Source organism: Glutamicibacter sp. St.4D3 (assembly GCF_059728615.1).
Window position 1 is genome coordinate 1 of the sequence record NZ_AP039380.1, and the last position, 20563, is coordinate 20563.

General features: G+C 61.8%; 19 protein-coding genes and 2 tRNA genes. 17 read left to right on the top strand and 4 right to left on the bottom strand.

Going from position 1 to position 20563, the window contains the following annotated elements; genetic code table 11:
* The first annotated feature begins 100 nt into the window (after positions 1–100).
* From dnaA to AC6I21_RS00050, 10 genes are all read left to right on the top strand, one after another.
* Entirely contained in the window at positions 101–1543 is a 1443-nt protein-coding gene (gene dnaA / locus AC6I21_RS00005; protein WP_054820493.1) for a chromosomal replication initiator protein DnaA, read from the top strand.
* Positions 1544–2073: 530 nt separating this feature from the next.
* A complete protein-coding gene (dnaN, locus tag AC6I21_RS00010; protein WP_138176445.1) occupies positions 2074–3201 on the top strand; it encodes a DNA polymerase III subunit beta in 1128 nt (375 codons plus the stop codon).
* 56 nt (positions 3202–3257) lie between these two features.
* Positions 3258–4421: a DNA replication/repair protein RecF gene (gene recF / locus AC6I21_RS00015; RefSeq protein ID WP_446754463.1), complete on the top strand. Its 1164-nt coding sequence runs from the start codon at positions 3258–3260 to the stop codon at positions 4419–4421.
* Positions 4411–4938 carry a DciA family protein gene (locus AC6I21_RS00020; RefSeq protein WP_497762828.1) on the top strand — a complete coding sequence of 176 codons (528 nt, stop codon included), beginning with the start codon at positions 4411–4413 and terminating at the stop codon, positions 4936–4938. The genes recF and AC6I21_RS00020 overlap by 11 nt, the downstream gene beginning before the upstream one ends.
* Before the next feature lie 343 nt (positions 4939–5281).
* Positions 5282–7282 (top strand): DNA topoisomerase (ATP-hydrolyzing) subunit B, encoded by a 2001-nt coding sequence (gene gyrB / locus AC6I21_RS00025; protein WP_138176439.1) that lies wholly within the window; start codon positions 5282–5284, stop codon positions 7280–7282.
* Positions 7283–7361: 79 nt separating this feature from the next.
* A complete protein-coding gene (gene gyrA, locus AC6I21_RS00030) occupies positions 7362–9992 on the top strand; it encodes a DNA gyrase subunit A (RefSeq protein ID WP_360028968.1) in 2631 nt (876 codons plus the stop codon).
* Positions 9989–10642: a DUF3566 domain-containing protein gene (locus AC6I21_RS00035; protein ID WP_138925379.1), complete on the top strand. Its 654-nt coding sequence runs from the start codon at positions 9989–9991 to the stop codon at positions 10640–10642. Before gyrA ends, AC6I21_RS00035 begins: the two co-directional genes overlap by 4 nt.
* Before the next feature lie 121 nt (positions 10643–10763).
* Positions 10764–10837, top strand: a tRNA-Ile gene (locus tag AC6I21_RS00040).
* Positions 10838–10867: 30 nt separating this feature from the next.
* Positions 10868–10987: a DLW-39 family protein gene (locus tag AC6I21_RS00045; protein ID WP_212743898.1), complete on the top strand. Its 120-nt coding sequence runs from the start codon at positions 10868–10870 to the stop codon at positions 10985–10987.
* Positions 10988–10994: 7 nt separating this feature from the next.
* Positions 10995–11070: transfer RNA gene (locus AC6I21_RS00050), tRNA-Ala, on the top strand.
* 81 nt (positions 11071–11151) lie between these two features.
* Here AC6I21_RS00050 and AC6I21_RS00055 read toward each other — a convergent pair.
* Positions 11152–12297 carry a glycosyltransferase family 4 protein gene (locus AC6I21_RS00055; protein ID WP_497762829.1) on the bottom strand — a complete coding sequence of 382 codons (1146 nt, stop codon included), beginning with the start codon at positions 12295–12297 and terminating at the stop codon, positions 11152–11154.
* Positions 12298–12395: 98 nt separating this feature from the next.
* Between AC6I21_RS00055 and AC6I21_RS00060 the strand changes: the two genes are divergently transcribed.
* Both AC6I21_RS00060 and AC6I21_RS00065 read left to right on the top strand, forming a co-directional pair.
* Positions 12396–13388, top strand: coding sequence for a bile acid:sodium symporter family protein (locus AC6I21_RS00060; RefSeq protein WP_497762830.1), 993 nt, complete (start codon positions 12396–12398; stop codon positions 13386–13388).
* A gap of 84 nt (positions 13389–13472) precedes the next feature.
* Positions 13473–14360: a DMT family transporter gene (locus AC6I21_RS00065; protein WP_497762831.1), complete on the top strand. Its 888-nt coding sequence runs from the start codon at positions 13473–13475 to the stop codon at positions 14358–14360.
* 60 nt (positions 14361–14420) lie between these two features.
* Here the strand turns inward: AC6I21_RS00065 and AC6I21_RS00070 are convergent, their stop codons facing one another.
* The gene (locus tag AC6I21_RS00070) at positions 14421–14627 is read right to left on the bottom strand and encodes a hypothetical protein (protein ID WP_497762832.1); all 207 of its coding nucleotides are present in this window, start codon (positions 14625–14627) and stop codon (positions 14421–14423) included.
* Positions 14628–14809: 182 nt separating this feature from the next.
* Here AC6I21_RS00070 and AC6I21_RS00075 point away from each other — a divergent pair, with 182 nt between their 5' ends.
* Both AC6I21_RS00075 and AC6I21_RS00080 read left to right on the top strand, forming a co-directional pair.
* The gene (locus tag AC6I21_RS00075) at positions 14810–15355 is read left to right on the top strand and encodes a peptidylprolyl isomerase (RefSeq protein WP_138176427.1); all 546 of its coding nucleotides are present in this window, start codon (positions 14810–14812) and stop codon (positions 15353–15355) included.
* A gap of 345 nt (positions 15356–15700) precedes the next feature.
* Positions 15701–16327, top strand: coding sequence for a rhomboid family intramembrane serine protease (locus AC6I21_RS00080; protein ID WP_360028965.1), 627 nt, complete (start codon positions 15701–15703; stop codon positions 16325–16327).
* Between the two features lie 570 nt (positions 16328–16897).
* Here AC6I21_RS00080 and AC6I21_RS00085 read toward each other — a convergent pair.
* On the bottom strand, positions 16898–17509 hold the full coding sequence (locus AC6I21_RS00085; RefSeq protein ID WP_360028964.1) for a LysE/ArgO family amino acid transporter: 612 nt from the start codon (positions 17507–17509) through the stop codon (positions 16898–16900).
* Between the two features lie 71 nt (positions 17510–17580).
* Between AC6I21_RS00085 and AC6I21_RS00090 the strand changes: the two genes are divergently transcribed.
* Positions 17581–18465 (top strand): ArgP/LysG family DNA-binding transcriptional regulator, encoded by an 885-nt coding sequence (locus AC6I21_RS00090; RefSeq protein WP_343832189.1) that lies wholly within the window; start codon positions 17581–17583, stop codon positions 18463–18465.
* A 37-nt stretch (positions 18466–18502) separates the two neighbouring features.
* Here AC6I21_RS00090 and AC6I21_RS00095 read toward each other — a convergent pair whose 3' ends face one another.
* Positions 18503–18754, bottom strand: a complete 252-nt coding sequence (locus AC6I21_RS00095; protein ID WP_054820827.1) for a cell division protein CrgA — start codon at positions 18752–18754, stop codon at positions 18503–18505.
* Positions 18755–18961: 207 nt separating this feature from the next.
* Here AC6I21_RS00095 and AC6I21_RS00100 point away from each other — a divergent pair, with 207 nt between their 5' ends.
* Together AC6I21_RS00100 and AC6I21_RS00105 are read left to right on the top strand one after the other, a co-directional pair.
* The gene (locus tag AC6I21_RS00100) at positions 18962–19726 is read left to right on the top strand and encodes a class E sortase (RefSeq protein WP_497762833.1); all 765 of its coding nucleotides are present in this window, start codon (positions 18962–18964) and stop codon (positions 19724–19726) included.
* A 173-nt stretch (positions 19727–19899) separates the two neighbouring features.
* A complete protein-coding gene (locus tag AC6I21_RS00105) occupies positions 19900–20541 on the top strand; it encodes an anthranilate synthase component II (protein WP_138176417.1) in 642 nt (213 codons plus the stop codon).
* Positions 20542–20563 lie beyond the last annotated feature (22 nt).

The window sequence follows — 20563 nt, forward strand, 5'->3', positions numbered from 1 at the left end:
GAATCAGAGTCGATGTCCCGCGATTGCCAAGCGTTTTCGGCCCCCAGGGCGACCGAAATGTGATGAGAATTGCACAAACTGAAGGAAGTGGAGCACCTACGTGAGCACCGACGAGACCAATACCATTGGCAGCTCATGGCGTCAGGTGATCCGCCAGATCGAGGATGACGACCGGGTCAAGGCGCGCTACCGCCCGTTTGTATCACTGGCCAAGGCCCAGGGTCTGATCGGCAGCACTCTCTTGGTAGCAGTGCCCAACGATCTCACACGCGATATTCTCCAGACGCAACTGCGCGAACCTCTTGACGATGCACTGCGCATTGTCTTCCAGGACGAGATTCGCTGTGCAGTCAGTGTTGATCTGACGCTGGCAGATTCTGAGGAAGAAGAGAAGGCCGAGGATGTCGCTGCTGCCGCAGCCATCGAAGAAGACACCGGGCCAGAGCCTACCGGCCCACGTCCCAAGCCGGCGCCGCAGCCGACTCCCCCATCGAATTCTCAAGAGTTCGGTCGTCTGAATCCGAAATACATTTTTGACACGTTTGTGATCGGTTCCTCCAACCGCTTCGCCCACGCCGCAGCGGTGGCGGTCGCCGAAGCGCCGGCCAAGGCCTACAATCCTTTATTCATTTATGGAGATTCCGGACTGGGCAAGACTCACCTCTTGCACGCCATTGGCCACTATGCTCGCCACCTGTATAAGGGCATTCGGGTTCGCTACGTAAATTCCGAAGAGTTCACAAATGATTTCATCAATTCAATTCGGGATGACGAGGGCGCAAGCTTCAAGCAGACCTATCGCAACGTGGACATCCTGCTCATTGACGACATCCAGTTCCTCGCGAATAAGGATGCCACCCAGGAAGAGTTCTTCCATACCTTCAATGCGTTGCACAACCACAACAAGCAGGTAGTGATTACCTCCGATCTGCCTCCGAAACAGCTACAGGGCTTCGAGGACCGGATGCGTTCCCGCTTCGAATGGGGTCTACTCACGGATATTCAGCCTCCGGAGCTGGAAACACGTATCGCCATCCTGCGTAAAAAGGCAGATGCCGAGAACCTGTCCGCACCCAGTGACGTCATGGAGTACATCGCTTCCAGGATCTCTACAAATATCCGCGAACTGGAGGGCGCCCTGATTCGGGTGACGGCGTTCGCTTCCCTGAATAATCAGCAGGTTGACCTGACGCTGGCGGAAACCGTGCTGAAGGATCTCATCAGCGAAGACGGCGCGCAGGAGATCACTCCCTCCACCATCATCAAACAGACCGCCGAGTATTTTGGTTTGACTATTGACGAGCTGAACAGCAAGTCGCGAACGCGTACTTTGGTCACCGCGCGACAGATCGCCATGTACCTGTTGCGGGAATTGACCGACATGTCGCTTCCTAAGATCGGTGCGGAGCTGGGCGGACGTGATCATACGACGGTGATCCACGCCGATCGCAAAATCCGCGAACTCATGGCTGAACGTCGTGCCATCTTCAACCAGGTCACAGAGCTAACTAACCGCATCAAACAGAGCCAGCGCGAACATTAGGACCGAAAACCACAGCTGTGGATAGATTTGTGGATGAACTGGTGACAGCTCCTGAGTTCTCTGCGGATAACTCAGGGGGTCGCTGTGGATCTAAAAAATCGTGAAACTGAGTATCAACACCTTCGTGGAACTGAGTTCCACTTGAAACCACAGACTGTTCACATGCACAATCTGGGTTCGATCTGCCCTTTAATCGGTTATCCACAGGATCCACAAGGGTTATTAACACTCCCCCTTTAAACCCTTAGGCCTTCAAATAACGAGTCCTTGTTCCCCCGACCTATTCCTCTCACCGAACACCAAGATCAGCTGTCGCTGATGTCGGAGACATTCTGGACAACGCAGGAACCTCGTGACATCACATCGAGCCACTTACCGGAGCGATCAGCTTTTCTCGATGAGAGCAATAGCTCTAAACATGGCAAGATTGACCTTGCTCCGTGGTTCGTTGTCTATGCTTAAGAACTCGGTAGAGATTGACCTCAAAGGCTTGCTGGCAAGCTAGTGCGCTCCGAAAGGCGGATTGATTCGTGAAGTTCAGCGTTGAAAAGGATGTGTTGGCTGAAGCCGTGTCCTGGACCGCTCGGTCTTTGTCGCAGCGTCCGCCGTCGCCGGTCCTAGCCGGTATTTTGCTGACCACCAATCAAGGAATGGTTCGGCTTGAGGGATTCGACTACGAGATCTCCTCGCATATCCAAATTCCCGCTGACATTTCCGAAGAAGGCTCGATTCTCGTTTCGGGACGCCTCCTGGCGGACATCACCCGAAGTTTGCCTCAGTCCACCGTGACGATTGAAACCGAAGGGTCAAAGATCACGGTGACCTGCGGTCGCTCACGGTTCCATCTGGCAACGATGCCGGTGGATGAATACCCTGAACTGCCCAAACTCCCGGAAGTCTCGGGAACCGTGGACGGTCAAGCTTTCGCCGAAGCAGTTTCACAGGTGATTGTTGCTGCCTCAAAGGACGACACCCTTCCGGTTCTGACCGGGATCAAGGTTGAAATTGAAAATGACCTGATAACGTTCCTGGCCACCGACCGTTACCGATTGGCCATGCGTGAGCTGCACTGGAAGCCTGCCCAGCCGGAAATCTCAACCTCACTGCTCATCAAGGCCAAAACGCTCAATGAAGTCGCCAAGACCTTGGCCTCAGCGGGAGAATTGAAGATTGCCATTGGCGAGAACGGCGAAATGGTCGGTTTCGAAAGCGCCAACCGGCGCACCACCTCGCTGCTGATCAACGGCGATTACCCCAAGATCCGCTCGCTCTTCCCCGAAAACACCCCGATTCATGCGACCGTGCGCACCAACGAACTCATTGAGGCGGTTCGCCGCGTCTCGGTGGTGGCCGAACGAAATACTCCAGTGCGCATGGCATTCACCGACGGACAGCTGACGTTGGATGCTGGAACCGGGGAAGACGCCCAGGCCGAAGAGGCAATCGAAACCCAGCTCTCCGGTGAAGACATCACCGTCGCCTTCAACCCCACCTACCTGGGTGAAGGGCTGGGATCCTTCAACACTGACTACGTGCGCTTCTCATTCACCAGTGCACCTAAGCCGGCAATGATGACCGGACAGGCCTCGGCCGAGGATGACGATCAGGACCAGTACCGGTATCTGGTCATGCCTGTGCGCCTTCCGAACGCGAACTAACTACCTTTGCGGTGGGGGGGCAGGCAGCCCTCACCGCTTTCATTTCAGGACTCTTGGTGTACATCTCGCAACTCTCCCTCACCGACTTTCGCTCCTACGCGCAAGCCGATGTGCGGTTGGCTCCGGGGATCAACGTACTGATCGGTCCCAACGGGGTCGGCAAAACAAATATCGTCGAGGCCGTCGGCTACCTCGCCACCTTGTCATCGCACCGGGTGAGCAACGATGCACCTCTGATCCGTTTCGGTGCCGAGCGCGCCATTATCCGCGGAGCCCTGCATCGAGCCGAGCGCGTCACGTCGCTGGAGGTTGAAATCACCAGCGGGAAGGTCAACAGGGCGCGGATCAACCGCGCCAATCCGGTGCGGGCGCGGGAAATCGTGGGGATTGTTCGCACCGTACTGTTCGCCCCCGAGGATTTGGCCTTGATCAAGGGTGACCCGTCCAACCGCCGCAAGTTCCTAGATGACTTGTTGCTTTCCCTGCGCCCAGCGGAAGTGGCCACAAAGAACGACTACGAACGCATCGTCAAGCAGCGCAATGCGCTGCTGAAGTCGGTGCGCGGACGCACCACCCTCAACTCATCGCAGGAAGCAACCCTGCAGGCATGGGACCTGCAACTGGCCGCCATGGGCGCAAGGTTGATGCACGGACGGCTTCGGGTGCTGGAACTGCTCGAGCCCTACATGGCGGCGGCCTACGCCGACTTGGCCGACGGCGCCAAGAGCGCGAGCACCCAATACCTCAGTTCGATCAGTGGAGAGGGTCCGGAGGCGGAACTGGATCATTCGCAGTTGCCCGGCCTCACCCAGCAGCAGCTGCAGGAACAGCTGCTGCACATGGTTGAATCCAACCGGGACCGTGAGCTGGAGCGGGGGATCACATTGTTTGGCCCGCACCGCGACGACGTGGCCTTGTATCTGGGCAGCACCCCGGCCAAGGGCTACGCCTCTCACGGCGAAACCTGGTCCTTCGCACTGGCGCTGCGCCTGGCCGCCTACCGCGTGTTCGGCGATGACGACCCGCGTCCGGGATCCGGGCCGATCCTGATCCTCGACGACGTTTTCGCCGAATTGGATGCCACCCGCCGCGATCGCCTGGCCCATATTGTTGCCGGCGCGGAGCAGGTGCTGGTCACGGCGGCGGTGCCCGAGGATGTACCTCCCACGCTCAAGGGCAGTTTCTTCCAGGTCAGTCCGGGACACGTCGATGACGTCTGAGGAAGAGATTGACCCGGCCAAGGCACTGCTAAACCGGATGCGCCGTCTGGCCGAGGAACGCGGGGAAACCCGCATCGATGCCGCACGCATGGCCCGCGTGCAGCAGCGCCAGGCGGCACGCAAGTCCGGGGACAAGGCTCCCCGCAAGGCCGCCGACGGGGGCCGGGACCCCAGGGTCATTGGCGAAGTGATTTCCCGTTTGTCCAAAACCCGCGGCTGGGGAACCCAGGTGGCCGTGGGCTCGGTGCTCGGACGCTGGGAAGAGATCGTGGGTCACGACGTGGCTGCCCACTGCAAGCCCGAGTCCTTTGCGGATACGGTGGTGGTGGTGCGCTGCGATTCCACCTCGTGGGCCACCCAGCTGCGGCTGCTGACCCACCAACTGCTCAAGCGCTTCGACGCGGAGCTGGGGCCAGGAATTGTCACCGTGATCAAGGTGCTGGGTCCCAACGCCCCCTCCTGGCGCCATGGCAGTCGTTCGGTCGCCGGCCGTGGTCCGCGGGACACCTACGGGTAGAAATTGCTGGCGTGCCATGTGGCGCTCTCACGCCCCCGGTGCATGCATCCCCCCTCAGTTGCGGTCCCCGAACCTCTTAGATGCAGGATTTTGTGCGTTTAGCGGCCTGTTTTGAGACGCCGATCCCAGCATTTTTCCATAAACCGGGTAGAATTGGTGTAAGTGTGCCCGCGCGGGAGTGTTGCGATTCATTCCGGTCAGGGCATAGGAACATGGCCGCGTCTTTCCGGATCAACCGGAAGCATCGGCCAGCGCATCAAAATTCGAGGAGTACGTAGCACCCGTGTCTACCGAAAACGCTTCACCGCAGGAGCCAGCGAACAGCCCCAGCTCCACGGAATCGATGTCTTCCAAAGTTGAACACACCTATGGAGCCCAGGACATCACGGTGCTCGAGGGCCTGGAGGCCGTCCGCAAACGCCCCGGCATGTACATCGGCTCCACCGGACCGCGCGGGCTGCACCACCTGGTCTATGAAGTCGTGGACAACTCTGTGGACGAGGCCCTGGCCGGGTACTGCGACACCATCGAGGTGACCCTGCAGGCCGATGGCGGGGTACGCGTGGAGGACAACGGACGCGGCATCCCGGTGGACGTGCACCCCACCGAGGGCAAACCCACCGTTGAGGTCGTCATGACGATCCTGCACGCCGGCGGCAAGTTCGGCGGTGGCGGCTACGCCGTGTCCGGGGGCCTGCACGGCGTAGGCATTTCCGTGGTCAACGCGCTGTCCCGGCGCGTGGAGACCGAGGTCCGCCGTGAGGGCTATGCCTGGCGGATCTCCTTCGCCAACGGCGGGGTCACCCAGCAGGAGCTGACCCGGGGCGAGGAAACCCAGGAAACCGGCACCATCCAGACCTTCTACCCGGACCCGGACATCTTTGACACCACCGAGTTCGACTTCGAGACGCTGCGGGCCCGCTTCCAGCAGATGGCGTTCCTGAACAAGGGGCTGCGCATCCGGCTGACCGACGAACGGGTGCTGCACACCGAGGACGCGCTGGAGGACGACGAGGCCGGGCAGGACGCCGACCCCAAGCCCCGCGTGGTGGACTACCTGTACGAAAACGGCCTGCTGGACTACGTCAAGCACCTGAACCAGGCCAAGAAGGTCGAGCTGGTGCACGATGAGGTCATCGCCTTCGAGGCCGAGGACACCGAACGCGGAATCAGCATCGAGGTGGCCATGCAGTGGACCACCGCGTACGCCGAATCGGTGCACACCTACGCGAACACCATCAACACCCATGAGGGCGGCACCCACGAAGAGGGCTTCCGCGCCGCGCTGACCAGCCTGATCAACCGCTACGCCCGGGAAAACAAGATCCTGCGCGAAAAGGACGACAACCTCACCGGCGACGATGCCCGCGAGGGGCTGACCGCGGTGGTCTCGGTCAAGCTTGCCGAACCGCAGTTCGAGGGGCAGACCAAGACCAAGCTGGGCAACTCGATTGCCCGCGGCTTCGTGCAGGGCGTGGTCAACGACCAGCTCGGCGACTGGTTCGGGCGCAACCCGGGCTCGGCCAAGGACATCATCCGCAAGGCCCAGCTGGCCTCCCAGGCCCGCGTCGCCGCCCGCAAGGCGCGTGACAACGCCCGGCGCAAGTCCCCCATGGAGTCCTTCGGCATGCCGGGCAAGCTCTCGGACTGCTCCTCGAAGAACCCCGAGGAATGCGAGATCTTCATCGTCGAGGGTGACTCGGCCGGCGGTTCGGCCAAGCGCGGGCGGGACCCGCACACCCAGGCGATCCTGCCGCTGCGCGGCAAGATCCTGAACGTGGAGCGCGCCCGCCTGGACCGCGCACTGGGCAACGCCGAGGTGCAGGCGATGATCACCGCCTTCGGCACCGGCATTGGCGAGGAATTCGACATGGCCAAGCTGCGCTACCACAAGATCGTGCTGATGGCCGACGCGGACGTGGACGGCCAGCACATCACCACGCTGCTGCTGACCCTGATCTTCCGCTTCATGCGCCCGCTGATCGAGCAGGGCTACGTCTACCTGGCCTCCCCGCCGCTGTACCGGATCAAGTGGTCCAACGCGCCGCACGAGTTCGTCTACACCGACAAGGAACGCGACGACGCGCTGCTGGCCGGGCAGGCCGCGAACAGGCGCCTGCCCAAGGACAACGGCATCCAGCGCTACAAGGGCCTGGGCGAGATGGACTACTCGGAGCTGTGGGACACCACCATGGACCCCGAACACCGCACCCTGCGCCAGGTGGCGATGGACGACGCGGCCGCCGCCGACGAGGTGTTCTCCGTACTGATGGGCGAGGACGTCGAATCCCGGCGCAGCTTCATCCAGCAGAACGCCAAGGACGTGCGCTTCCTGGACATCTAGTCCCAGGCGCGCTCCGCGCAGACACTTCGCCGCATGACGGCGTGACTACCTAAAAGCTTGACTTACCCAAAGGGATGAAATGAGCGACGAGCAGACTCCTGGCAGCGAACCGGTCGACGGGGAGATCGTGGCCGACGGCGGCGACGTGCTGGACCGCATCGACCAGGTTGACTTGCAGACCGAAATGCAGCGGTCCTACCTGGACTACGCGATGGCCGTGATCGTCGGGCGTGCGCTGCCCGACGTGCGCGATGGGCTCAAGCCCGTGCACCGGCGCGTGCTGTACGCGATGTACGACGGCGGCTATCGTCCCGAACGCGCCTACAACAAGTGCGCCCGCGTGGTCGGCGAGGTCATGGGCCAGTACCACCCGCACGGCGACAGCGCGATCTACGATGCGCTGGTGCGCCTGATCCAGGATTGGGTGATGCGCTACCCGCTGGCCCTGGGACAGGGCAACTTCGGCTCCCCGGGCAACGACGGGGCCGCCGCCCAGCGTTACACCGAAACCAAGATGGCCCCGCTGGCCATGGAAATGGTCCGGGACATCAACGAGAACACCGTTGACTTCCAGGACAACTACGACGGGAAGAACCAGGAGCCGGTGGTCCTGCCGGCCCGCTTCCCGAACCTTCTGGTCAACGGCTCCTCGGGCATCGCGGTGGGCATGGCCACCAACATTCCGCCGCACAACCTGCGCGAGGTCGCCGAGGGTGTGCAGTGGTACCTGCAGAACCCTGAGGCCTCCCGCGAGGAGCTGCTGGCCGCGCTGATGCAGCGCATCAAGGGCCCGGACTTCCCGTCCGGATCGATGATCCTGGGCACCAAGGGCATCGCCGACGCCTACCGCACCGGCCGCGGTTCGATCACCATGCGCGCGGTGGTCAACGTGGAGGAAATCCAGGGCCGCACCTGCCTGGTGGTCACCGAACTGCCGTACATGGCCAACCCGGACAACCTGGCGATGAAGATCGCCGACCTGGTGCGCGACGGGAAGATCTCTGGCATCGCGGACATGCGCGACGAGACCAGCGGCCGCACCGGCCAGCGCCTGGTGATCATCCTGCGCCGTGACGCGGTGGCCAAGGTGGTGCTGAACAACCTCTACAAGCACACCGAGCTGCAGTCCAACTTCTCCGCGAACATGCTCGCCATCGTCGACGGGGTGCCGCGCACCCTGCCGCTGGACGGATTCATCCGCCACTGGGTCACCCACCAGATCGAAGTGATCGTGCGCCGCACCCAGTACCGGTTGGCCAAGGCCGAGGAGGAAGCCCACATCCTGCGCGGGCTGCTCAAGGCCCTGGACGCGCTGGATGAGGTCATCGCGCTGATCCGCCGCTCCTCCACCACCGAGGCCGCCCGCGACGGGCTGATGGAGCTGCTGGACATCGACGAGGAGCAGGCCCGCGCCATCCTGGACATGCAGCTGCGCCGCCTGGCGGCCCTCGAGCGCCAGAAGATCCAGGACCGCCATGCGGAGCTGGAAACCATGATCACCGAGTTCAAGGCGATCATCGCCGACCCGGCCCGCCAGCGGGAGATCGTCTCGGAGGAACTGGCCGAGATCGTGGACAAGCACGGGGATGAGCGCCGTACCCGGATCCTGATGGGCTACGACGGGGACATGAGCGTCGAGGACCTGATCCCCGAGGAGGAGATGGTCGTGACCATCACCCGCGGCGGCTACGTCAAGCGCACCCGGATCGACAACTACCGCTCCCAGGCCCGCGGCGGCAAGGGCATCCGCGGGGCCAGCCTGCGCGGGGACGACGTGGTGGAGCACTTCTTCGTCACCTCCACCCACAACTGGCTGCTGTTCTTCACCAACCACGGCCGCGTCTACCGCACCAAGTGCTACGAGCTGGCCGAGGCCAGCCGGGACGCCAAGGGCCAGCACGTGGCCAACGTGATGGCCTTCCAGCCTGATGAGCACATCGCCCAGGTGCTGGATCTGCGCACCTACCAGGACGCCGAATACCTGATGCTGGCCACCCGCGACGGGCTGGTGAAGAAGACCCGCCTGGAGGACTACGACACCAACCGCACCGCCGGGGTCATCGCGATCAAGCTGCGGGAGGGCGATGAGCTGGTCTCCGCCCAGCTGCTGACCCCCGAAGATGACGTGATGCTGGTCTCACGCAAGGGACAGTCGGTGCGCTTCACCGCCACGGACACCGCACTGCGCCCGATGGGCCGGGCCACCTCCGGGGTGACCGGCATGAAGTTCCGCGACGGGGACGAGCTGCTGGCCGCCGATGTGGTGCGTGATGAATCCTACGTCTTCACCGTCACCAACGAGGGCTACGCCAAGCGCACCGAAGTCTCCGAATACCGTGTGCAATCCCGTGGTGGCTTGGGCATTAAGGTGGCCAAGCTGAATGAGGAGCGCGGTGAACTGGTCGGCGCGCTGATCGTGGAGGAAAGCGACGAGGTGCTGGTGGTGATGCAGTCGGGCAAGGTGGTGCGTTCGGCCGTTTCCCAGGTCCCATCCAAGGGGCGTGACACCATGGGCGTGATCTTCGCCAAGCCCGGCAAGAAGGACCACATCATCGCGGTGGCCAAGAACTCCGAGGAAGAGCTCGAAGAGAACTTGGAGGAAAGTGCAGTACCGTTGAACCCAGAAAATACGACCACTGAATCATCCGAGGACGATCACACCCCCACCGAGGGCACCGCGGATGAAAGCACTGACGGAGGTAACGCATGAGTACACCATCGACGCCTCGCCCGAGCGGTAATGGTGAATCAGGCAATGCGACACCACGGACCACTCAGGTGAAACGGCCGGCGCAGGGCACCGCCCCGCGCGGCAACCAGCCCCGTCCGGCGGCCCGCCCGGGCACCGGCACCGCGCGTCCGGCCACCGGTTCCCGGCCCGCCGCCGGCCAGGCCCGCCCCGCAGGCGCCGCCCGCCCGGCAGCCGGTCGTCCCGCTCCGGCCAACGCCCGACCGGCCGGCAGCCAGGAGAAGCTGGTGCGTCCGGCTCCGAAGGCCAAGGTGCGCAAGGCCCGGCTGCTGGTGTCGAAGGTGGAGCCGTTCTCGGTGCTCAAGCTCGCCTTCCTGCTTTCGGTCGCCTTCGGCGTGGTCACCGTGGTGGCCGCGGTGGCGTTCTGGGCGGTGCTGGATCTGACCGGCACGTTCGACAGCTTCAACCAGCTGATGCGCGACGCGATCGGCGCCGACAGCGGCTTCGACCTGCGTGACGCGTTCTCGCTGGGCCAGGTCGCCTCCTACGCCACCATTCTCTCGGTGGTCAACGTGGTGGTCATTTCGGTGCTCTCGATGCTGGGCGCGGTCCTGTACAACATCGCTGCCTCGCTGGTCGGCGGCGTCGGAGTCACCCTGACCGACGACTAAACACGCACCGCAACGCGCTTTTCGAGCCCTGGAGGGATCTGTGATGGATGCCACCAGGGCTCGATTTGTGTCCGGGCCAAAACCCCGGTAATGTTTTATTTCGTTCCGAAGGGAATGGCAAGGGCGTATAGCTCAGGCGGTTAGAGCGCTTCGCTGATAACGAAGAGGTCCCAAGTTCAAGTCTTGGTACGCCCACGGAAACCTTGCCACTGGGAAAGAGGGAAAATGAAAAAGATCCTGATTCTCGGCTCGATCGCGGCCGCTGCAGCGGTTCTGATCAAGAAGGCCAAGGGTTCTTCGGAAACCAAGGAGACCTGGCAGCAGGTCACCGACAAGGTATCCTGATCCCTGCGGGGGTATGGCGCAATTGGTAGCGCATCTGCTTTGCAAGCAGAGGGTTAGGGGTTCGAGTCCCCTTACCTCCACCAGCACAGAGAATCCCATCCCACACCGGATGGGATTTTTGCTTTAATCACGCCAGGTTCCCGGCGCCTGCCAGGAGAAAACGCTCAGCGGCCCGTCAATGCGTGCTCTGCGGCGGCAACGTAGTGGCCGAGCAGCTGATCCCCGATGCGGCCCCAGGAGCGCTCCTGGACGCTTTCCAACGCCGCTGCGGAGAACGCCGCGCGCTTGGCGTCATCATAGATCAGATCGGCCACCTGGGAACGCAGCTGCACCAGGTTCCCGGGCTGATACAGCCAGCCGTTGTGCGAGGAAGAGACCAGGTCCACCGGTCCCCCGCGTCCAACCGCCACCACCGGGACCGCACTGGCCATGGCCTCCTGGATGGTCTGGCAGAAGGTCTCCGACTGCCCCGGGTGCACGAACAGATCCAGGGAGGCCAACATCTCGGCCAGCTCGCTGCCGCGCAGGAAGCCGGGGAAAACGGCACCGGGCAGCTGCTGCTGCAGGCTTTTACGCAACGGCCCGTCACCGACGATCACCAGCCGCGTGCCGGGAAGGCCAGCCAGTACCCGCAGGTCGCCGACCTGCTTCTCCGCTGCCAGGCGTCCCACGTAGCCGATGATCCGCTGCCCGCCGGGCGCCAGGCGCTGCCGCAGTTGCTCGTTTCTTCGCACCGGGGTGAATAGGGCGGTGTCCACGCCCCGGCGCCACAGCTTGACGCGTCCCACCCCCAGCTGCTGCAGCTGCGAACGGGAGAACGTGCTGGGGGCCAGGGTCAGGTCCGCCGCCAGGTGAATGGCCCGCACATGTTCCCACAACCGGGCCTCGAGCCAGGGCACGCGGTACGGACGGGCATAGGCCGGCACCTCGGTCTGATAGACCGCCACGGTGGGCAGGCCCAGCTCCCCCGCGGCCCGCAGTGCCCGCCAACCCAGCACGAAGGGACTGGCCAGGTGGACGACATCCGGGGCCGAGGCGTGGAACATGCGGCGCAACACCCCGACCGGGCCAGCGGCCAACCGGACACTGGGATAGCTGGCCAGGGACATGGAGGGCAGGGTGCGTACCGGAAAGCCGCAGTACTGCCCCGGAACTCCCCTCCCGCGACGCTGCCGCGCCTGGGAAGCGGCAGGGGCGATCACCTCGGCCTCGTGGCCGGTGGCCCGCAGATGCTCCAGGGTGCGCAGCACCGAATTGGTGACTCCGTTGGTGTGGGGCAGGAACGATTCGGCGACGATGCTAACCTTCACGCCACCCATCGTGGAAGGCGCATATGGCCGCTTCATGAACCGCTCGGCTCCCCCGGGTGAACTTCGCGTTCGTGCACCGCCGTGCCATGATATTGCACATGCCCACGCACGACCCATACACCGCTGATGCCGCGCAGGAAAACGAAACCCGCAGTGCACGCACCGCGGTACTGCTCTTTCCCGCCTTGATCCTGCTTGGCGGGCTGACCGGCATGCTGATGCCCGCAGCCTTCCAGCCGCTGTCCCCGTTGATTAATCCGCTGCTGATGGTGATCATGTTCGGCATGGGACTGACCCTGACCCTGCCGGACTTCGGGATGGTGCTGCGTCACCCGCTTCCGGTGCTGGGCGGGGTCTGCGCCCAGTTTGTCATCATGCCGCTGGTGGGTTGGGCCATCGCCGCGCTGCTGGGCCTGGATCCCGCGCTGGCCGCCGGCGTCATCCTGGTCGGCTGTGCCCCCGGCGGCACCGCCTCCAATGTCGTTACCTACCTAGCACGCGGGAATGTGGCACTGTCCGTGGCCATGACCAGTATCTCCACCCTGCTGGCACCACTGCTCACTCCCCTGCTCACGCTGTGGCTGGCAGGGCAGTACCTGCCGGTGGCTGCCGGGTCGATGGCCGGCACCGTAGTTCAAATTGTGCTGATTCCGGTCCTGCTGGGCCTGGTCATCCGGTTGATGTTCAACCGGGCAGTGGAAGCCGTCCTCAAGGCCCTGCCCTGGGTTTCCGTACTGGCGATCGCATTCGTGGTCACCATCATCGTTGCCGGCAGTGCCCAGACCATTTTGCAGGCCGGGCTGCTGGTGCTGGTTGCAGTGATCCTGCACAACGCGGCAGGACTGCTGCTGGGTTATGGAGTCGGAGCCGCACTACGGTTGCCCGAGGGGTCCAAGCGCACCGTATCCATCGAAGTGGGAATGCAGAACTCGGGATTGGCCGCCGGATTGGCAACCCAGTACTTCTCCCCTGAAGCCGCTCTTCCAGGCGCGGTGTTCTCCGTCTGGCACAACCTCTCAGGAGCCCTCGTGGCCGCGTTCTGGCAACGCCGGCGCCAGAACGCGGAGGCAGCAGGCGCATCCAAGAACTAGCCGGCCACAGGCGATTACAGCGCCTTGCGGCAACATAGGACTCGCGAGGCGGCCAACAGCGGGGTGGAAATGTAGCCTTGGTTGGTGACCATCCTTCTTGTGATCGTAGGCGTCCTGGGAGTCTCCGCCTCCGGCCCGCTGATTGCGGCGTTTCCCGGTGTTCCCGTCTTGGCGATGGCCTTGTGGCGGAACTTCGGCGCCACCGCGGTGCTGGTGGCGCCGACACTGCACCGGGACCCGACCTCGTTTCGCCGCATGGGTCGACGCGAATGGGCCTTTTGTTCCATCGCCGGAGTCTGCTTGGCTTTGCACTTCGTCTGCTTCATGTACGCAGTGCGCATGACCTCGGTGGCGGCCGCAACGGCCTTGGTCTGCATCCAGGGTGTCTGGATTGTGGTGTTCCAACGGTTGCGGGGAGTTAGCTACACCCGCATGGTGTTCCTGGGAATTGCGCTGTCCATCACCGGCGTCGTGATCATCACCGGTTTTGATCTTGGGCACGGGCGTGAGGCCATTCTCGGTGACCTTCTGGCTATCCTCGGAGGAATGCTTGCAGGAGCATATACCCTAGCGGGATCGGTGGCGCGGCGGACAATGTCAACCGGTGCCTACGCATCGGTCTGCTATGCCGTGACCTCCCTGGTACTGCTGGCGATTTGCCTCCTGGCCGGGGAGCGGATCTGGGGTTTTGACGCCTGGGGATGGTTTGGCATCGTCGCACTCACCGTGTGTTCGCAGCTTCTGGGTCATACGGCCCTAAACCATTTGCTGAGCATCCTCGGTCCACTGACGGTCTCGACTCTCATTTTGCTCGAGATCCCCGGGGCGGCATTCATCGCGGCCCTGATGATCGGCCAGCTCGTGCCCGCCGGAACCATCCTGGGCCTGATCGTGATCCTCGGCGGCCTAGTTCTGGTGGTCCGCGGACAAGCCAAGCCCGAGCCACCCACTGTGCCCCTCGAATCACCGTAAAAGTAGCCAAGCACGTGCATTCCCTTAAAGGAATACACGTGCTTGGCTTGGTCTTTTTTGTTATTCGGATGCCAGCCTGCGAATGTCTTCGGTCTCGGCTTCCGTGGACTTTGCCACCGGAGACTGCGGCTCAGTCGAAGGGGCAGGCATTTGCCAGGGGTCTTCAATCGGCTTCGACGCCTTCCACACCGCTACTAACGCGGCGACGGCCGCGGCGAGCACACCGATCATCATGAACTTGCCGAACCCGAACTTCTTCTTTTCCATGTGAACTCCTTTAGCTAGACCACGCGCCGGCCCAATGGAAGACCTTCGACTCATCCAGCCTATGCACTTTCTCCCTGACGCACCATGCGAGAATCGCCAGACCACGCCTTTACCGCGTTTTTCACTCAACGCGTACAGGTGTCTTTGGCAGTCGCCGGTCTCAACGTGGGAGAATAAGGAGCATGACCGCAATTGCAACGCATAAAGCCACAATCCACACCAATAAGGGCGACATCGTCGTCAACCTCTTTGGCAACCACGCCCCGAAGACCGTGAAGAACTTCGTGGGACTGTCCACCGGTGAGCAGGAATGGGTGCATCCCGAAACTGGCGACAAGAAGACCGATACCCCGCTGTACAACGGCACGATCTTCCACCGCATCATTTCTGACTTCATGATTCAGGGCGGCGATCCGCTGGGCCAGGGCTTTGGCGGCCCCGGCTACCAGTTTGATGACGAGATCAACCCTGAGCTGGACTTCAACGCGCCCTACAAGCTGGCCATGGCGAACGCCGGCATTCGTATGGGTCGTGGAACCAACGGATCCCAGTTCTTCATCACCACCGTTCCCACCACCTGGCTGCAGGGCAAGCACACCATCTTCGGTGAGGTTGTTGACGAGGACTCGCGCAAGATCGTCGACTCGCTGAACGCAGTGGCCACCGACGGGCGTGACAAGCCGCTTGAGGATGTCGTCATCGATTCGATCGATATCGAGACCCTCTAGGATCTTCGCGTCATTGACGCCGCGGGCTCCGGTCGCCATTGAAGTGGCGGTCGGAGCCCATACCTTTAACGTCCCCGCCGCTTCCCCAACACTAAATATCTGAGGAACACCCCCATGTCCTACGGGCAAGTCTCACCGGAATCAACGCAGGTACCGACGTGCTACCGACATCCAGACCAGATCTCCTACGTGTCCTGCCATCGATGTGGGCGACCAGTATGCCCACGGTGCCAGGTCTCTGCCCCGGTGGGGGTGCAATGCATTGAGTGTGTCCGCAACGCCAACAGGGCCATACCCAGTGCGAAGACCGAGTTTGGTGGGACCGCCCGCTCGAGTGCAAAACCGGTGTTGACCTACACCCTGATCGGCGTGAATTTGCTGATGTATGTCCTGCAATGGGTCATCCCCAATTTCACGCAGCAAATTGTGCTCGTCGGCGCACTGGCTTACTGGGAGCCCTGGCGTGTACTGACCAGCGCTTTCGCCCACTCGCAGGGGTCTTTGCTGCATATCGCCATGAATATGTACGGCGTGTATATCTGCGGGGTGCTGCTGGAACCGCGTCTTGGACGCGTGCGCTTTGGCTGGCTCTATTTCCTCTCGGCCTTGGGTGGTTCTCTGGGCGTCTTGCTTCTCAGTGACCCGTACACTGCGACATTGGGTGCATCGGGAGCGCTCTCGGGTTTGTTCCTGGCCTTGTTTGTGGTTTTCCGTACCAACCGGACCGCGTTGCGCCAAATGGGCATTGTCCTACTGCTAAATGTCGTTATGGGCTTCGTGGTGCCCGGGATCTCCTGGCAAGGCCACCTAGGCGGAGCAGTGCTTGGCCTAGCTGCCGCAGCGTCCATCGTACTTATCCCCAAGGGATCCCAGCGGACGACCTTGCAATTTGTTCTGCTCGGTATTCTCAGCGTGGTGGTAACGGGCATGCTCTATCTGGCAGCGGTGGCCGTTCGTTTTCCACTGGCCTAGTTCGAACACTACTCCAGCGCCTTATCCACACTGCTTATCCACACTGTTAATAACTTACACACATGTAATTCCCGAGCCGAACCGGGTTGTTAGATACCGTGGATCCCCTTGTTGCCGGGGCTGGAGGGCCGACGTTCAACTATTTTACACAGGAATCTCCACACCTGTGGATAAATTTTAAACAGGGCCTGTAGATTCACGTTTTCCGAGCATGGGCGCATTCGGGGCGGCTGATTCGAATTTTTAAACGACTCAAGGCTGACATGTACTTATGTGGATTCCTGGTGACTCAAAGTGCTCGTATCCACAGCGGTAATCCACACTGTTAATAACTTACAGGCGTGTAATTCCTCTCCCTCCACCTCCCGGGATCCCTGGGTTTTCGCTTCTTTTGGGGGCGGCGCCGACGGACTTCTCCCCAGCTGTGGATAACTTTGTGAACAAGTTGTCGCGAAAGATTCCCACAGGTGCTGTGGATAGATGTGGAGAGCTGTTGATAACTGCGCAATCAAATCGCCCACCTATTAGCCAAGGATGATGTCGCCGGCGGCTCGGGGCGGGATTTTCCGCCTAGAACAGGGGGAGGACCAGGCGGATCGCAAAGTAGAGCATGAACAGGCAGATGAACCCGTCGAGCAATTGCCAAGCGCGTGGCTTGGCGAAGATGCGCGCCAAATAACGCGAACCGACACCCAGGGCCGTGAACCAGACCAAGCTGGCGACGATGGCACCAGCACCAAACTGCCAACGGGCACCGGCAAATGAGTTGCCGATAGAACCTAAGAGCAGAACAGTATCAACGTAGACGTGAGGGTTGAGCCAGGTGAGGGCGAGGGTGGTCAGAGCCACTCTCCATGCCGAGGATTCGCTGGGGGAGTTCTTGGTAGCCATGCTCGTGGGAGAGAGCGCGCGGCGTAGCGCGAAGAGGGCATAGAGCGCCAGGAAAAGTGCTCCACCTATGCGTGCCGCACTCATGATCCATTCCGCGCGCTCTATCAGGGCACCCAGGCCGGCAATACCCGCAGAGATCAGGACAATGTCCGAGAGCATGCAGATGATGATCGCCACCCAAACGTGCTGACGAGTGATTCCCTGGCGCAGGATGAAGGCATTTTGGGCGCCGATCGCGACGATGAGCGACAGTCCGGTGCCGAAGCCCAACAGGGCAGGTGTAGCAAGCATGTAGCAACAGTAGAAAAACCTCATAACTATTGTCGAACTTAAAAGTCTTAGGACACTTTAGAGTTGCTAATGTGAACTTCGATTTTGAGCAGCTGGAGACTCTCCTGGCGGTCATCGAGGCTGGCAGCTTCGATGGCGCCGCCATTGACCTGGGGATCAGCGCTTCGGCGGTGAGTCAGCGCATGAAGGCACTGGAGAAACGGGCCGGGACCATTCTCGTGTTGCGTAGTAAGCCGGTGCGGCCCACGGAGCCCGGTGTCACGGTGCTGCGCTACGCGCGCCAGATCGTCTCCCTGGGCAGAGAGCTGAACACGCATCTGGGGGAAGGGGAGCATGCGGAAACGCCCCAACGGATCACCATTGGCGTCAATGCCGATTCCCTGGCAACTTGGTTCATCGACGTTCTGCGGGAACTGGGTCGGCGCGAGGACCTCATTTGTGATTTGCGCAGGGGAGATGAGCACCGTAACGCGGAACTGCTGAGGAAGGGCGAGGTCAGTGGGGTGGTGACGACCAGCGCCGATGCGGTGCAAGGATGCGCGGTGCAAAAGTTGGGAACCATGCGCTACTGGGCGGTGGCATCAACGGAATTCATTGCCCGCCGGGACGGGATGGCGCCACGTGACTGGCTGGCGGTGGCCCCGGTGGTGATCTTTGACCGCGACGATCCGCTGCAAGCCCAGCTGCGTGGGCGAGTGACCGGACAGTCAACGTGGGACGGAGTGGCGACGCACTATGTCCCGGACTCGTGGCGTTACGCTACGGCAATTGAGGCAGGTATGGGCTGGGGGATGCTGCCGGAACTGCAGCTGCGGCAGCTGCCTGAGCTGCACCGTCTTGACGATGCATGGAGCATTGAGGTGCCGCTGTACTGGCAACGGTGGTCCATGGGTTCGCGGGCACTGGACAGTTTCGGTCGGATTCTGATGTCCGCGGCACAGGCCGCCGGGCTTTAGGCTGTCTACGCTGCGGACCACAGCGGTGTTGCGGAAACTATTTCCAATTTGTGGTCATGAAGAAGCCGATCATGGCAATGCCAAAACCGATCACGATGTTCCAGCCACCAATGTTGGGGATGGGGAAGAGCGTCTGCGAAATGTAGTACACCATGACCCAGACCAGGCCAAGGAGCATCAGCCCGAACATTACCGGCTTGTACCAAACCGGATTCGGGCTCTCAGCGCTGCGCGCCGCGCGCTCCGCGGCGGCCTGGGGCTTCTTCGTGCGACGCTTCGATTCCGGCAATGTATAGCTCCCTAGCTTCATCAGCTCATTGTATTAAACAGGACTCGCCACGGCGTTCCCGGTAGTCTTAGGAACGAAGTATCACCGACAAGACGATCCATACTTCGCGTAGCTTCCATACTAGCCGTTGCGCCGCTTCCCGCGGGGGCTAACTGGCTATGATGCGAACAACTTTGCTCCAAGTATCCCGTGCTAAGGACCGCCCCTTTGAACCGAACGCTTGCCCGGCCCGGACGCCGAACCGACCGCCGTCCCGTCAGCGTGGGTAATCGTCTGCTCGGGTTTTTCGGGGAACTGCTGATCACCCTCGGAATTGTGTTGATGCTCTTCGTTGTGTGGGAATTATGGTGGACGAATATTGACTCGGCCCACGCGCAGAAGCAGGCCACCGGTGAGCTGGTGCAAAGCCTGGGCGAAGTGAACATCCCCGAGACGGTGGATGAAAAGGACTACGGACCGGCCCCCGTTACGGAGATCGCCGATGCAGAGACCTTCGGAATCATGTATTTTCCGCAGTTTGGCCGAAATGGAACGCATCATCCGGTCACCAATGGAGTGGGCAGCGATGTGATCGACAGCGTGGGCATCGGCCACTATCCCACGACCCAGAAGCCGGGGGAGCAGGGCAACTTCGCGGTCGCGGCCCACCGCCAGACGCACGGACAGGTTTTCTGGGACATCGACAAGCTCGGAGAAGGCGACAAGGTCTACCTGCAGACCAAGCAGGGGTACTACACCTACACCTGGCGCAAAACCGAGATCGTCCCGCCCAGCGCCGGGGAAGTGCTGTTGCCGGTGCCCCACGAGTACGGAGCCGAACCGACCATCTCGATCCTGACCATGACCAGCTGCCATCCGCCGTTCACCACCCGTGAACGCATCATCGCCTACTCCGAACTGACCAGCTGGCGACCGCTGGAGGCCGGGCCTCCCGAGGAGATCCGGGACCTGGTCAAGGACGCCACGAGCTAGGGGTAGGAAATGTATTCATGGATTTTTCGTAATTTGCCCGGACCGCTGTGGTTTCGCGTCATCCAGGCACTGATTCTGATTGCCGCAGTCGTACTATTACTGATGGTGTATGTTTTCCCGTGGCTGAGCCAGTTCAGCCCCTTTACCGAGTCGACGATTGGTTTGAGGATACTGTGAGTGCGACAAAGATCCTGGTGATCGACAACTACGACAGCTTTGTCTACACCCTCGTCGGATACCTGCAGGAGCTGGGGGCGCAGACCACGGTCATCCGCAACGACGACCGGGACCTTTCCGGGGCCATTGCGCTGGCCCAGGAGCATGACGGGGTGCTCATCTCGCCTGGGCCGGGGGATCCGGCCGGGGCCGGGGTCAGCATTGACCTGATCAAATGGTGCGGCGAGCACAACAAGCCGATGCTTGGGGTCTGCCTGGGGCATCAGGCCCTCGCCGAGGCCTACGGTGGCACGGTGACCCACGCCGAACAGCTGATGCACGGCAAGACCTCGCTGGTGCGCCATGCTGAGCATCCGGTCTTCGCGCAGGTGGCCAACCCGTTCACGGCAACCCGCTACCACTCACTGGCCGCGGTGCGCTCCACGATCCCGCAGGAACTGGAAATCATCTGCGAAACCGAGGACGGGGTAGTGATGGGTCTGGCGCACCGCACCGCGCCGCTATGGGGGCTGCAGTACCACCCGGAATCGGTGCTGACCCAGGATGGCTACCTGATGCTGGGCAACTGGCTGCAGTTTGTGGGGCTCGAGGGAGCCGCTGCCAAAGCCGCCGGACTCAGCCCGCTCTTCTCCGCGTAGCCTCCCGCCCGGGGCGGGAGAC

Excerpts from the sequence above, each read along its gene's own strand:
- AC6I21_RS00085 (WP_360028964.1), bottom strand. The coding sequence starts at position 17,509 with ATGCTTGCTACACCTGCCCTGTTGGGCTTCGGCACCGGACTGTCGCTC.
- AC6I21_RS00045 (WP_212743898.1), top strand. The coding sequence starts at position 10,868 with ATGAAAAAGATCCTGATTCTCGGCTCGATCGCGGCCGCTGCAGCGGTT.
- gyrB (WP_138176439.1), top strand. The coding sequence starts at position 5,282 with ATGTCTTCCAAAGTTGAACACACCTATGGAGCCCAGGACATCACGGTG.
- AC6I21_RS00060 (WP_497762830.1), top strand. The coding sequence starts at position 12,396 with ATGCCCACGCACGACCCATACACCGCTGATGCCGCGCAGGAAAACGAA.
- AC6I21_RS00020 (WP_497762828.1), top strand. The coding sequence starts at position 4,411 with ATGACGTCTGAGGAAGAGATTGACCCGGCCAAGGCACTGCTAAACCGG.
- AC6I21_RS00070 (WP_497762832.1), bottom strand. The coding sequence starts at position 14,627 with ATGGAAAAGAAGAAGTTCGGGTTCGGCAAGTTCATGATGATCGGTGTG.
- AC6I21_RS00075 (WP_138176427.1), top strand. The coding sequence starts at position 14,810 with ATGACCGCAATTGCAACGCATAAAGCCACAATCCACACCAATAAGGGC.
- gyrA (WP_360028968.1), top strand. The coding sequence starts at position 7,362 with ATGAGCGACGAGCAGACTCCTGGCAGCGAACCGGTCGACGGGGAGATC.
- AC6I21_RS00035 (WP_138925379.1), top strand. The coding sequence starts at position 9,989 with ATGAGTACACCATCGACGCCTCGCCCGAGCGGTAATGGTGAATCAGGC.